This is a genomic window from Mycobacterium timonense, assembly GCF_025821985.1.
Lineage (GTDB): Bacteria > Actinomycetota > Actinomycetes > Mycobacteriales > Mycobacteriaceae > Mycobacterium > Mycobacterium avium.
Genome location: NZ_JACKSY010000119.1, coordinates 22,298 through 35,379 on the forward strand (window position 1 = coordinate 22,298; position 13,082 = coordinate 35,379).

A 13,082-nucleotide genomic window follows, 5' to 3' on the forward strand; every position below is an offset into this window, starting at 1 on the left:
GGACCGCCATGGTCCCATTCTGCAGGCGGGGCCGGCCGGCGGCTCGGCCGCGCGGGCTAAGCGCTGAGGTCGATGCGGTGCGCGCCCTTGACGCCGTCGTACCGGTCCGGGCTGCAGGTGAGCACGATCACCTGCCCGTGGCTTCCCACGCTGTCGAACAGCTGCCCCATCTTGGCCAGCCGGTCCGGGTCGGTGAAACCGAGCGCGTCGTCGACCACCACCGGGACGGCGTCCTCCTTGGCGACCAGCGCGGCGCCGGCCAGCCGTGCCAGGATGCCCAGCTGCTCCTTGGCGCCGCCGGACAGGGACTCGTAGGGCACGGTGATGCCGTTGAGGGTGCGGCTGCGGATGCACAGGTCGCTGTCGATGTCGACTTCGAAGGTGGGGCCGAACACCGGACGGCCGAGCCGCTGCAATTCCGCGCGGTAGGGCTCGACGTAACGCTGCCGGGTGGTGTCGCGGTGCCGCGTCATGACCGAGCGCAGCAGCTGGGCGGCGCGGGCCCGGCGGCCGACTTGGCTGTGCTCGCTGGCGGCGTGCTCGCGCTCCGTTTCCGCGGCGTCGAGCTTGCCCTGGCGCCCCTCGCTGCCGAAGACGGACAGCTCGATCGTCACCTCGCGCAGCGCGCCGGCCGCTTCTTCGTAGCGCTCCCGCAGCGACTCGGATTCCTGTGTGGCATCGGCTAATTCGGCGGCGACGGAGTCCGGAGACGCCGCGGCCAGGGCGTCGGCGAGTTCGGCGACCCGACGTTCGGCGGCCTGCTCGGCGCGCAGCGCCGCATCGGCTGACGCCGCCAGCTCCTCGTCGCCGACCGACGCGCGCTCGGCGGCCAGCCGACCGGTGGCCGCGTCCAGCTCGGCCCGCAGGGTGTCCAGCCTGTTCTGCAGAACCGTTGCCGCCGTGGCGGTTTCGGCAAGCCTGGCGGCCGCTGCGGTGGCGGCCTGACGGCGCGTGACGCATTCGGCCGACGCGCAGGCGCGGGCCTGCGCGAGCGCTTCGAGTTCGGTGCGGGCGGCGGCGAGGTCGGCGGCCCCACCCGTCGGCGCGGCCGGCTGCTCCGGATGCTCGGCGCGCAGCCGGGCCAGCCGCGACCGCAGCTCGTCGAGCGGCTCGTCGCCGCACAATCCGGCCAGGGTGGCGCCGAGCTGGTCGCGAGTGCCCTGCAGCTCGCGGCGCCGCTGGTCGGCGGATCGGGCGGCGCCAAGGTCGGCAACGGCACCCGCCGTCAGCGCTGCGGCCAGTTCTTGTTGCGCCGCAGCGTGTTTCGCTTGCACATCCAGGGTGGTCGCGCCCGGGGTGACGCGGGCGGTCAGCACACCGGGAACCTCGACCGCGGTGGGCCCGACGGCGGTGATCGACCAGCTCTGCCCCGCCGGCAGGGACACCTGCCGGTCGCCGATCACCAGGTGAATGTCGGCTACCGCGGTGAATTCGACGGCCGCCGACGTCGACGCCAACTGGTCGCCGATGCGGTCGACCGCGGCGGCGGCGTCCTCGATGCGGCGCAGCAACTCCTCGGTGACCGCGATGGTGCTCAGCTCGGCGCTGATGCGCTCGCGATCGCGCTGGATGGCATCAATTTTGTCCAGCCGGGCGGCCAACCGGTCGGCCTCCTCGCGGCCGGCCGACCGCTCGACGGTGCGCTGCGCCTCCTGCACCCGGCGCTCCAGCTCGGCCAGGGCCTCGGTGGCGTGCTGCAGCGCGGTGTCGCAGGCCTGCGCGTCGGCCTGGGCCACCGCGTGGTCGGCCGCGGCCTGCTGGACCTGAGCATGTGTCTGCGTGACGGCGGCGGCCCGGGTGTCGATGTCGGCGAGCAGTTGTAGCCGGCCGGAGTGGGCCTGGGCCGCCGCGGCTTTGGTGGCCGCCGCGGCCTCGGCGACCAGCTGGGCTTCCCGGCGCTGGGCGGTGAGCTCGGCGATCCGGTCGGCGGCCTGCCGCGCGGCCGTCACTCGCGGGCCGGCGGCGATGCGCCGCTGGGACAGGTCGGCCACCTGTTCGGTCAACGCGGCGTGGCGGGACACCCGCTCGTCGACCTCGGCGACGGCGGCCGCGCATTCGGCGACGGCGGCCTCGGCGTCGGCAAGCCGGGCGATCGCGGCGGCCCACTCCCCCGTCGGGCGTCCGGTCGGGGTGAAATAGCGCGCGTATTCGGCGTCGATGCGTTCGATGAGCAACGGCTCGGTGCCGCACAGCCCGCCGCTGTCGCCGGCGGCGACGTCGAGCGCGCGGGACAGCGCGTCGCACCCCGACAGATCCACCGCGGCGGTCGACGCCGCCTGCAGCACGCGCTGGGCATGCCACAGGTCGCTGTCCACCGTCTCGGCCAGCATCGCCCGGACCCGTTCGTGGGCTTCGTCGCCGGTCAGCTGTTCGCGGTACGGCGTGATCACCGTCAGCTCCGTCTCACACTTTTTGTGGAACCGTTTGCGGTAGACGAATCGGTATGGGCCGCAACTGATTTCGGCCGAAACCTCGGCACCCACGTCGCTGTGGGTGGGCTTGACCTGTTTGACTTCCTTCTTGGTGGAGCGGTCCTTGGCCTCCAGCAGCAGATCCAGGGCCTCGATCATCGACGACTTGCCGATCTCGTTGGCGCCGCACACCACCACCACACCGTGGTCGGGGAATTCGATTTCCCGGTGCGCGATGCCGCGGTAGTTCGTCAGGGTCAGCCGGTGCAGCTTCACGCCGCGCCCCGATCGGCGAGCCGTAACAGCAGCGCCAGCGCCCCCTGCGCGTCGGCGGCGGTGTCGGAATCCTGTTGGCGCGCGGTCGCCACCAGCTCCTCGACCGCGGCGGCGGCGAAGCCTCCGATGCCCAGGTCGCTGAATTCGCCGTCGGCCGGGATCACGGCCAGCTCGGTGTGGCTGTCCCAGGTGCGCAGGTGGGCGAACAGCCGCGCATACTTGTCCAGGCAGGCGTCCAGCGCGGCGCGGTCGGTGACGGTCAGCGAACCGGTCAGCGCCAGGCGCACCACGGTTCGGTCCTTGTTGGTCATCAGGTCCAAATTCATGTCCAGGTCGGCGATGTCGCGGCTGCTGTCGACCTGCCGGTGCAGCGTGACGAATCGCCAGCATCCGACGCGCCGGGCGGTCACCGAGACGGGGCGGCGCGGATCGGCCTCGTCGATGTCGACGATCAGCACATGGCCCGGGTCGGCTTCCACGTCGTCGAAGTTGGTGACTTCCGGCGAGCCCGAGTACCACACCCGGCCGCTGCGGCCGACCTGGGTCAGCGAGTGCTTGTCGCCCAGCGCCACGTAGTGCACGGCGCCGCGGGTCAGCGCGTCCTCGAGCTTGGCGAGCCGGATCAGCGAGGGTTTGTCCCGATCGGGGTCCAGGACGTCAACCCCGCCGTGCCCGACGAGGATTCGGGTGTCGTCGGTCTCGGGCAGGCCGTCGAGAACCTCGCCGACCAGGTCGGTGGTGGGCACCTTGGACCGCCACGGCGCCGCGACGAGCTGCAGCCCGGGGCGGACCGGGTGAACGCCGGCCTGATCGAGCACCGTCACGTTGTGGGGACGTTCGGCGGTGAACAGCGCACTGGTGTACACCGACGAGGCGTCCAGCGGGTCGTGGTTGCCCGGGAGCAAATACACCGGAATTCCGATGGCGCGCATGGCTTCCAGTGACTGCCCGACCACCTTCGGCGGAAGCTGGTTGTGCTCGAACACGTCGCCCGACACGACGACGAACTCGGCGCCGACCTCCGCCGCGAGCGCGCCCAGCCCGGCGACCGCGTCGCGGCGGGCCGCCGAATAGCGGGGCTGGGCATCACCGGCGAGGAAGTGCCGCGTCATGCCCAGTTGCCAGTCGGCGGTGTGCAGGAATCGCATGCCGGCGACCCCCTTTCGAAGTGCGTGTTTATCAGGGCATCGCGAGTTTAGGTCTGCGCACCGACAAGACGCGGGACGTCGATCGGCAGGTCTCGAAGGGAGAATCCGCCGGGTCTCGATGGGGCGGGCTTGATCGCCGGTTGGGGTCGTGGGCCACCGGCACGCTCGGAGGCGCCTGACTAAATCTCTTATGTCACTTTCGTTTCTGTGGTCACATTGCGGGCTTTTCTGTCGGTGGGCTGCCCTAGTTTCGGGGGCATGAGTTCGGGCGGCATCATCGATCGGGACGCGATCAGCGCGGCCTTCGATGCGCTCGATGCCGCGCTCGACGGCGTGGCGGCGCTCGGTTTCGACGGCTTGACCCCGCGGGAATGCCTGGCGCTATTGGGGCGCTGCGAAAAAGCCCGACGGCGCCTGCCCGTCGCCGAACACCAGCTGATCAATCTCGTTGCCCGACAAGCCAGCCCGGCGGAGTTGGGTGGCCGGCTTTCGCATGCGATCGCCGAGGCGACGCTGATCAGCCGCGCCGAGGCCGCCCGGCGGGTGCACACCGCCGCTGACCTGGGCCCCCGCGTCGGGCTGACCGGGGAACCGTTGCCGCCGGTGCTGGCGGCCACCGCGGCCGCACAACGGGCCGGGTCGTTGGGTCCCGAGCAGGTGGCCGTGATCCGCAAGTTCTGCCACCAGTTGCCCGGCTGGATCGACCAGGCGACCCGGGAGCGCGCCGAAACCGACCTCGCCAGGGAAGGCACCCGGTATCGGCCCGAACAGCTCGCCGCGTTGGCCGGCACGCTGGCCGATTGCCTCAACCCCGACGGCCTCTACCGCGACGAGGACCGCGCCCGCCGCCGCAGCCTCACCCTGGGCAACCAACACGCCGATGGCATGTCCGAACTCCGCGGCTGGCTATCCCCCGAGCTGCGCGCCACCCTCGAGGCGGTGCTGGCCAAACTCGCCGCCCCCGGCATGTGCAACCCACTCGATGAGAGTCCGTGCGTGGAGGGCACTCCGAGTCAAACCGCCATCGAGGGGGATGCCCGCTCGGCGGCCCAGCGCAACCACGATGGGCTGCTGGCCGGCCTGCGCGCCCTGCTGGCCTCAGGAAACCTCGGCCAACACAACGGCCTCCCGGCCTCCATCATCGTCACCACCACCCTGGCCGACCTCGAAACCGCCGCCGGCAAAGGGCTCACCGGCGGCGGCACCCTGCTGCCCATCTCCGATGTGATCCGGCTATCCCGGCACGCCCACCACTACCTGGCCATCTTCGACCACGGCAAAGCCCTGGCCCTGTATCACACCAAACGCCTGGCCTCCCCCGCACAGCGCATCGTGTTATACGCCAACCTGGCCATCTTCGACCACGGCAAAGCCCTGGCCCTGTATCACACCAAACGCCTGGCCTCCCCCGCACAGCGCATCGTGTTATACGCCAAAGACCGCGGCTGCACCGCCCCCGGCTGCACCGTGCCCGGCTACTACGCCGAAGTGCACCACTGCACCGACTACGCCACCTGCCACACCACCGACATCAACGACCTGACCTTCGCCTGCGGACCCCACCACCGCCTCCTGCAACCCGGCGCCTGGACCACCCACAAAAACGCCAAAGGCGAAACCCAATGGCTCCCACCACCCCACCTCGACCGAAACCAACCCCGCACCAACACCTTCCACCACCCCGAAAAACTCCTCCGGGGTGAGTACGGCGAGGACGAAGTTGACGGCGAACAAGAAGCCGACCAGGGTGACGACCACGCGGCCTGATCGACCCTGCCGCCGTCTAATCTGATTGGCCGTGACCGGCCGACGCACCCTGCTGTTGATGCGGCACGCGAAGTCGGACTACCCCGACGGCGTCGCCGACCATGATCGGCCGCTGGCGCCGCGCGGCATCCGGCAGGCCGGCCTGGCCGGCGACTGGCTGCGCGCCGGCGCGCCCGCCATCGATGCCGTGCTGTGCTCCACCGCGACGCGCACCCGGGAGACGCTGCGCAACACCCACATCGAGGCGCCGGTGCGATATAGCGAGCGGCTCTACGCCAGCACCCCGGGCATCGTCATCGACGAGATCAACACGGTGGGCGACGACGTCAGCACGCTGCTCGTCATCGGACACGAGCCGACGATGTCGGCCCTTGCGCTCGGCCTGGGCGGCGGCAGGGGCGCCAATCCCGCTGCGGCCGAACGCATCTCGAACAAGTTTCCGACGTCGGCGATCGCGGTGCTCGCGGTGCCGTGCCGGTGGACGGAGCTGGAACTCGGGGCGGCGACGCTGAGCGACTTCGTCGTTGCGCGCTGAGGCTCATCGGCCGAGCCAAGGTGAGGCTAGGAATTGGTCGCCAGCGTCAGCTCCATCAGCTTGATGGCCTGGCCGCAGGCGTCGATGCCGGGTGCCTGCGGGTTGACCCACCACCCGACCACCCCGGCGGCGTCGCTCGCCACCCCGCAGGCGCCGTTGGGGTCGTCGGGGCGCATCACGATCGAATCGATCCCGGCGATGTTGCGGGTCTCGATCTTGTACTTCAAGAACTCGGCGACCTTGCGCTCGTTGGACAGGCTGCCCTGCTCGAACCAGAACCGGGTGATGTCGATCAGCCCCGCCGGGTTGGCGGCCTGCCACCGGCAGATCGCGCCGACGAAGGTGCTCTGGATGTCGAGCGGGTCCGCACCCACGGTCTTGGCCAGGATGTCGCTGGTCAACACCTCACATTCCTTGAGCAGGTTGGGGTACTGCTGCTGGGAATTGTTGTTGCGGGGAACGTTGCCGCCCGCCTTGACGGCGTTGCCCGCGATCGAGCGGGAACAGCCCGTCAGCACCAGCAGCGCGAGGAACAACACGGTCGCCGCGGCGCGAGCGGTGCTGCGGCGCGGTCCGGGACGCATCATGGCCATCATTTCGAGTTCGCAATCGATTGCCGGGCCAGTTCCTTGGCGATGTCGCAGGGCGGCGGGAACGGCTTCTGACTGAAGCTGATCGACCATTCGATGAAGTCATCGGAGAACTGGATGCCCACCTCGCACAGCGAATCACCCAGGTTGGGCTCGTTGCCGACGGCGATGAAGCCGCTGTGGCCGTTGATGTTGATGTCGTCGACGCTGGCGCGGGAGAGCTCCTCGGTCTTGCGCTCGCGCCCGATCGGGCTGCCGCGGTACCAGGAGAAGGAGAAGTGCGGCCCGAGGATTCCGCCGCCCGCGAGCCACTGGCATCCGACGGAGTTGCGCGCGGTGTTGATCAGGCCGCTCACCTTGGTCAATTCCGCGACCGTCTGGTCGCTGATGCCGCCGCACTGCGGGAACATCGGCCCGTGGTTGCCCTGGCCGTTCTGCGGCGCCGACGACGTCGTCGCCCCGGGTTTGGAGCCGCCGGAGTCGGAGCAGGCCGCGGTCGCGGGGATCAGGATCGTCAAGGCTGACGCGACGAGAGCCAGCGCCCTCGTGTTACGCCGCACCGCCACCCTGCTTCCGTTCTGCCCGCTGCTGGTCCACACGATGCACTGTAGCGGCCGCCCAGCGGGTCAACCACCGACGCGCCTGAGCAGGTATTTCGGCGCCGCCGGCGACGAGCCTTGACGCGGTGACGATCCGGCGGCGACGCGGCCGGCCGGGCGCGGGGTGTGCGACAGTTACCCCATGCTCCTGGCACTGCTGCGCCAGTACATCCAGCCGTACCGGCGGCTGGTGGCGGTGCTGATGGCGCTGCAGGTCATCAGCAATCTGGCGTCGCTGTATCTGCCGACGGTCAACGCCGCCATCATCGACGAGGGCGTCGCCAAGGGCGACACCTCCACCATCGTGCGGCTCGGCGTGGTGATGCTCGGGGTCACCGCAGTGCAGGCGTTGTGCGCGGTGGGCGCGGTCTATTTCGGCTCGCGCACCGGGATGGGCTTCGGCCGCGACCTGCGCGCGGCGATGTTCGAGCACGTCATCACCTTCTCCGAGCGGGAGACCGCCCGCTTCGGGGCGCCCACCCTGCTGACGCGCAGCACCAACGACGTGCGCCAGATTCAGTACCTGGTGCAGATAACGGCCACCGTGCTGGTGACCGCCCCGATCATGTGCCTCGGCGGAATCGTGATGGCCATCCACCAAGAGGCCGCCCTGACCTGGCTGCTGCTTATCAGCGTCCCGGTGATGGCGTTGACCAACTACTGGGTGATGTCGCACATGCTTCCCCTCTTCCGCCGCATGCAGGCCCTGATCGACGGCGTCAACCGGGTGATGCGCGACCAGCTGTCCGGTGTGCGGGTGGTACGGGCGTTCGCCCGGGAGGATTTCGAGCGGGACCGCTTCGACCGGGCCAACGCCACGCTGTCGAATACCGCGCTGGCGGCGGGCAATTGGCAGGCGTTGATGCTGCCGGTGACCACCCTGACCATCAACGTGTCCAGCGTCGCGCTGATCTGGTTCGGCGGGCTGCGCATCGACCACGGCCAGATGCAGGTCGGCTCGCTGACCGCCTTCCTGGCCTACTTCACCCAGATCCTGATGGCGGTGTTGATGGCGACGATGACGCTGGTGGTGTTGCCGCGCGCGTCGGTGTGCGCCGAACGGATCACCGAGGTGCTGTCCACCGGCGCCGCCGTCGCCGACCCGGCCAGCCCGAAGTCCCCGCCGGGGGCGATCACCGGGATCGTGCGACTGGACCGTGCGACGTTCACCTACCCCGGCGCCGACCGTCCGGTGCTGCAAGACATTTCGCTGACCGCGCGACCCGGAACCACCACCGCGATCGTCGGCAGCACCGGTTCGGGGAAGTCGACGCTGATCTCGTTGATCTGCCGGCTCTACGACGTGACCGGCGGAGCCGTCCAGATCGACGGCATCGACGTGCGTGACTACCGCACCGAGCGGCTGTGGTCGGCGATCGGTCTGGTCCCCCAACGCGGCTACCTGTTCTCCGGGACGGTCGCGGACAACCTGCGCTACGGCAGGGCCGATGCGACCGAGCAGCAGATGTGGGAGGCGTTGCGGGTGGCCGCCGCCGACGATTTCGTGGGTGCGCACCCCGACGGCCTGCACATGCGGGTCGCCCAGGGCGGCATCAACTTCTCGGGCGGGCAGCGGCAACGACTCGCCATCGCCCGGGCGGTCATCCGCCGCCCGGCCATCTACCTGTTCGACGATTCGTTCGCCGCGCTCGACGCCCGCACCGACTCTCGGGTTCGTGCCGCGCTGCGCGAGATAACCTGTGACGCCACCGTTATCGTTGTCACGCAACGTGTTTCGATCGCCGCGACCGCCGATCAGGTGGTGGTGATCGACGACGGAAAGGTGGCGGGTGCCGGCACGCACGATGCGCTGCTCACCGATTGCGCCGTCTACGCCGAGTTCGCCGACTCGCAGTCGGTGGGGGCGGTGCCGTCGGGTCACACCGGGGGCACCCCATGACGACGACCACCCGCCCGGCGCCCCCGGCTCCCGCCGGGCGGTCCCGCGATTTCTGGGGTTCGGCCGCCCGGCTGGTCAAACAGCTTGCGCCGCAACGTCGGACGGCCACCGCGGTGATCACGCTGGGCATCGCCGGCACGGTGATCGGGGTGATCGTTCCGCGGATTCTGGGGCACGCCACCGACCTGCTGTTCAACGGCGTCGTCGGCCGGCAACTGCCCGCCGGGATCAGCAAGGCGCAGGCGGTCGCCGCGGCGCGCAGCCGCGGGCAGAACACCTTCGCCGACTTGCTGTCCGGGATGAACGTGGTGCCGGGCCGCGGGGTGGACTTCGGCGCGGTCGCACGCACGCTGGCGCTGGCGCTGCTCCTCTATCTCGTTTCGGCACTGTTGATTTGGGTGCAGGCGCGGCTGCTCAACCGCACGGTGCAACGCACCATGGTGGCGCTGCGTTCCGCCGTCGAGGACAAGGTGCACCGGCTGCCGCTGGCGTACTTCGACGGGCGTCAGCGCGGTGAGCTACTCAGCCGGGTCACCAACGACATCGACAACATCCAGTCGTCGCTGTCGATGACGATCAGCCAGCTGCTGACGTCGGTGCTCACCGTGCTGACGGTGCTGGCGATGATGCTGTCCATCTCACCACTGCTCGCCGGCATCACCCTGCTGACGGTGCCGCTGTCGCTGCTGGCGACGCGGGTGATCGTGCGGCGTTCGCAGCGTCTGTTCGTCGCCCAGTGGACGAGCGTCGGGCGGCTCAACGCCCACATCGAAGAGACCTACAGCGGCTTCACGGTGGTCCAGACGTTCGGCCACCGGGCCGCCGCCCGGGACCGCTTCCGCGCCCTCAACGACGAGGTCTATCGGGCCAGTTTCGGGGCCCAATTCTTTTCCGGCCTGGTGGCGCCCGCGACGGCGGTGATCGGCAACCTCGGCTACGTCGCGGTCGCCGTGCTGGGCGGCCTGCAGGTGGCCACCGGGCAGATCACCCTGGGCAACATCCAGGCCTTCATTCAATATGTGCGGCAATTCAATTCACCGCTGAGCCAACTGGCCGGAATGTACAACACGCTGCAGTCGGGGGTGGCCAGCGCCGAACGCGTCTTCGCCCTGCTCGACGAGCCCGAGGAACCGCCGGACGCACCGCCGGAGGAGAAGCCGGCCGCGCCGGGGCCCGCCGGCCGCGACGCAGGAGCAGGCGGACGCGTGGAGTTCGCGCACGTGAGCTTCGCCTACCGCCCGGGCATCCGGGTGATCGACGACCTGTCACTGGTGGCCGAACCGGGCAGCACGGTGGCCATCGTCGGCCCCACCGGGGCCGGCAAGACCACGCTGGTGAATCTGCTGATGCGCTTCTATGACGTTGACGCCGGCCGGATTTCGATCGACGGCGTGGACATCGCCACGATGGAACGGCGGGCGCTGCGGTCGCGAATCGGCATGGTGCTGCAGGACACCTGGCTCTTCGACGGGACGATCGCGGAAAACATCGGCTACGGGCGCCCCGGCGCCGGCGACGACGAGATCGTGGCGGCCGCCAGGGCCGCCTACGTCGACCGCTTCGTCCAGACCCTGCCGGACGGCTACCACACCCGGGTGAGCGGCGACGGCGGCAACCTCAGCGCCGGTGAACGGCAACTCATCACCATCGCGCGCGCGTTTTTGGCCCGTCCGCAGCTGTTGATCCTGGACGAGGCGACCAGCTCGGTCGATACCCGCACCGAGGCCCTGATCGCGCACGCGACCCGCGAACTGCGCCGGGATCGCACGAGTTTCATTATCGCGCACCGTCTTTCGACCATCCGCGATGCCGATCGCATCGCGGTGATCGAGGCGGGCAGGATCGTCGAACAGGGCACTCACGCCGAACTGCTGGCCCGGCGCAGTGTGTACTACGCGATGACCCAGGCATAGCGGTGGGCGGACACAGCGACGACGGGCACCGCGATCTGCGCATCGATAAGCAATCGCGTTCGGTACCAAGAAGTTATTGAGAAGTTTCCAAGGAACAAACGCGACGCTGGGATCGTCCTACTCGATAACTGAAAGGGGTGGCAACAATGTTCTCGCGCCGCATCATCACCGTGCTCACCACCGCCGCCGCCATCGGGCTCGCCGCCGTCGGACTGGCCGGACCCGCCGCCGCCCGCACCGTGCAGACCGGCGATGAGATGTTCCTCGCCCAGATGCGAAGCCTCGGCGTCTCTTTCCCGTCGCCGCAGGAGGCCGTGCGGGAGGGCCACCAGGTATGCGCTGAACTGTCCGCCGGCAAGACCCCGACCGCCGTCACCGTCGCCGTCTTCCGGCAGACCAACCTGACTCCCCCGCAGGCGGCCGGCCTGGTCACCGCCGCGACACAGGCCTACTGCCCGCAATTCTCCGGCCAGCCCGCCTAGCCGGTCGCGCGCGGGCCCTTCGGATTCGCAACGAATCCTGCCGCCGGGCGTCACAATCTCCCCTGTGACCTCCCTGCCACCCGACCCCCCGCACGGCAGGTCGACCCCGATGATGGCCAAGCGTCTCGAGTTCGGCCTGCTCGGACCGCTGGAGATGACCGTCGACGGCGACCTGGTGCCCCTGGGCACGCCCAAGCAGCGCGCGGTGCTGGCCATGCTGCTGATGAACCGCAACAACCCCGTCGGCATCGATCGGCTGATCACCGGACTGTGGGACGAGTCGCCGCCGTCGGGGGCGCGGGCCAGCCTCCACTCCTACGTATCCAACCTGCGCAAGCTGCTCAGCAACGCCGGGGTCGACCCGCGCACGGTGCTGGTCGCGGCGCCGCCGGGCTACCGACTCAACATCCCCGACGACCGTTGCGATCTCGGTCGGTTCATCACCGAGAAGACCGCCGGCGTGCAGGCGGCGGCCTCCGGCCGCTTCGAACAGGCCGGCGCGCACCTGGCGGCCGCGTTGGCACAGTGGCGCGGCCCGGTGCTCGAAGACCTGGCGGAGTTCCGGTTCGTCGGCACCTTCGCCACCTCGCTGGTGGAGGAGAAGATCCTGACCCACATCGCGCAGGCAGAAGCCGAAATAGCTTGTGGCCGTGCGTTTTCCGTAATCACGGAACTGGAATCGCTGACCCGCGAACATCCCTACCGCGAACAGCTGTGGGCGCAGTTGATGACGGCGTACTACCTCACCGACCGTCAGTCCGACGCGTTGGCCGCGTATCGGCGCGTGCAGAAGTCACTCGCCGACGACCTGGGGATCGACCCGGGCCAGAACCTGCGCATGCTCAACGACCGGATCCTGCGCCAGGAACCGCTGGACGCCAAGAAGAATGCCATGACGACCGCCGCGGTCACCGTCACCGTGCTCGAGCACTACACCCTGGCGTCCGGCAGGAACGCCGGAGCCCTGCTGCACGACGCGGCCGGGCGGGCGTTTCCGCTGCGCGGCTCGACGACGATCGGGCGCCTGGACGACAACGACATCGTCCTCGACTCTCCCAGGGTCAGCCGGCACCATGCCGTCATCGTCGACACCGGAACCAGCTACATCATCAACGACCTGCGATCCTCCAACGGCGTGCACGTGCAAGACCAACGAATCCACTCGGTCGCCGTCCTGCAGGACGGCGACCGCATCCGGATCTGCGAGCAAGAATTCACTTTCCGGCTGGCCGAAGAGAATCAGCACGCCGGTTAGCTCGGCACCGGGCGGCGGCAATTGTTGCCGTTATCGTGCGGCGCGACGGGCGGGCGCTTACCGTCACGTTGTCGGTCTCGGGTCGAAAGGACTCTCAATGAAGATGTCAAGCCGCCGACTTGGTGATCGGGGGTGATTCGGGTTGCCAGGTGCGGTTGTCACGGATGAGGGCGTAAAGGACGTTGGTACGGCGTCGCGCCAGGCAG

The 13,082-nt window shown here is 69.4% G+C and carries 10 protein-coding genes; 6 read left to right on the top strand and 4 right to left on the bottom strand.

Annotated elements, in window-relative coordinates; genetic code table 11:
• Positions 1–56 precede the first annotated feature (56 nt).
• Together H7I87_RS28740 and H7I87_RS28745 are read right to left on the bottom strand one after the other, a co-directional pair.
• Positions 57–2,687: an AAA family ATPase gene (locus tag H7I87_RS28740; protein WP_011724137.1), complete on the bottom strand. Its 2,631-nt coding sequence runs from the start codon at positions 2,685–2,687 to the stop codon at positions 57–59.
• Positions 2,684–3,835 (bottom strand): metallophosphoesterase family protein, encoded by a 1,152-nt coding sequence (locus H7I87_RS28745; protein ID WP_011724136.1) that lies wholly within the window; start codon positions 3,833–3,835, stop codon positions 2,684–2,686. Before H7I87_RS28745 ends, H7I87_RS28740 begins: the two co-directional genes overlap by 4 nt.
• Before the next feature lie 258 nt (positions 3,836–4,093).
• Between H7I87_RS28745 and H7I87_RS28750 the strand changes: the two genes are divergently transcribed.
• Entirely contained in the window at positions 4,094–5,602 is a 1,509-nt protein-coding gene (locus H7I87_RS28750; protein ID WP_264002965.1) for an HNH endonuclease signature motif containing protein, read from the top strand.
• Between the two features lie 31 nt (positions 5,603–5,633).
• Complete coding sequence (locus H7I87_RS28755; RefSeq protein WP_011724134.1) at positions 5,634–6,137, top strand: SixA phosphatase family protein; 504 nt, start codon at positions 5,634–5,636, stop codon at positions 6,135–6,137.
• Between the two features lie 26 nt (positions 6,138–6,163).
• Here the strand turns inward: H7I87_RS28755 and H7I87_RS28760 are convergent, their stop codons facing one another.
• Positions 6,164–6,733 carry a DUF3558 domain-containing protein gene (locus tag H7I87_RS28760; RefSeq protein ID WP_003875582.1) on the bottom strand — a complete coding sequence of 190 codons (570 nt, stop codon included), beginning with the start codon at positions 6,731–6,733 and terminating at the stop codon, positions 6,164–6,166.
• Entirely contained in the window at positions 6,730–7,287 is a 558-nt protein-coding gene (locus H7I87_RS28765) for a DUF3558 domain-containing protein (protein WP_003875581.1), read from the bottom strand. The genes H7I87_RS28760 and H7I87_RS28765 overlap by 4 nt, the downstream gene beginning before the upstream one ends.
• 181 nt (positions 7,288–7,468) lie before the next feature.
• Between H7I87_RS28765 and H7I87_RS28770 the strand changes: the two genes are divergently transcribed.
• From H7I87_RS28770 to H7I87_RS28785, 4 genes are all read left to right on the top strand, one after another.
• Positions 7,469–9,226, top strand: coding sequence for an ABC transporter ATP-binding protein (locus H7I87_RS28770; RefSeq protein WP_033726718.1), 1,758 nt, complete (start codon positions 7,469–7,471; stop codon positions 9,224–9,226).
• Complete coding sequence (locus H7I87_RS28775; protein ID WP_023861287.1) at positions 9,223–11,139, top strand: ABC transporter ATP-binding protein; 1,917 nt, start codon at positions 9,223–9,225, stop codon at positions 11,137–11,139. The genes H7I87_RS28770 and H7I87_RS28775 overlap by 4 nt, the downstream gene beginning before the upstream one ends.
• Before the next feature lie 146 nt (positions 11,140–11,285).
• Positions 11,286–11,621, top strand: coding sequence for a DUF732 domain-containing protein (locus H7I87_RS28780; RefSeq protein ID WP_019684935.1), 336 nt, complete (start codon positions 11,286–11,288; stop codon positions 11,619–11,621).
• 109 nt (positions 11,622–11,730) lie between these two features.
• Positions 11,731–12,876, top strand: a complete 1,146-nt coding sequence (locus H7I87_RS28785) for a BTAD domain-containing putative transcriptional regulator (RefSeq protein WP_023861286.1) — start codon at positions 11,731–11,733, stop codon at positions 12,874–12,876.
• The last annotated feature ends 206 nt before the right edge of the window (positions 12,877–13,082 follow it).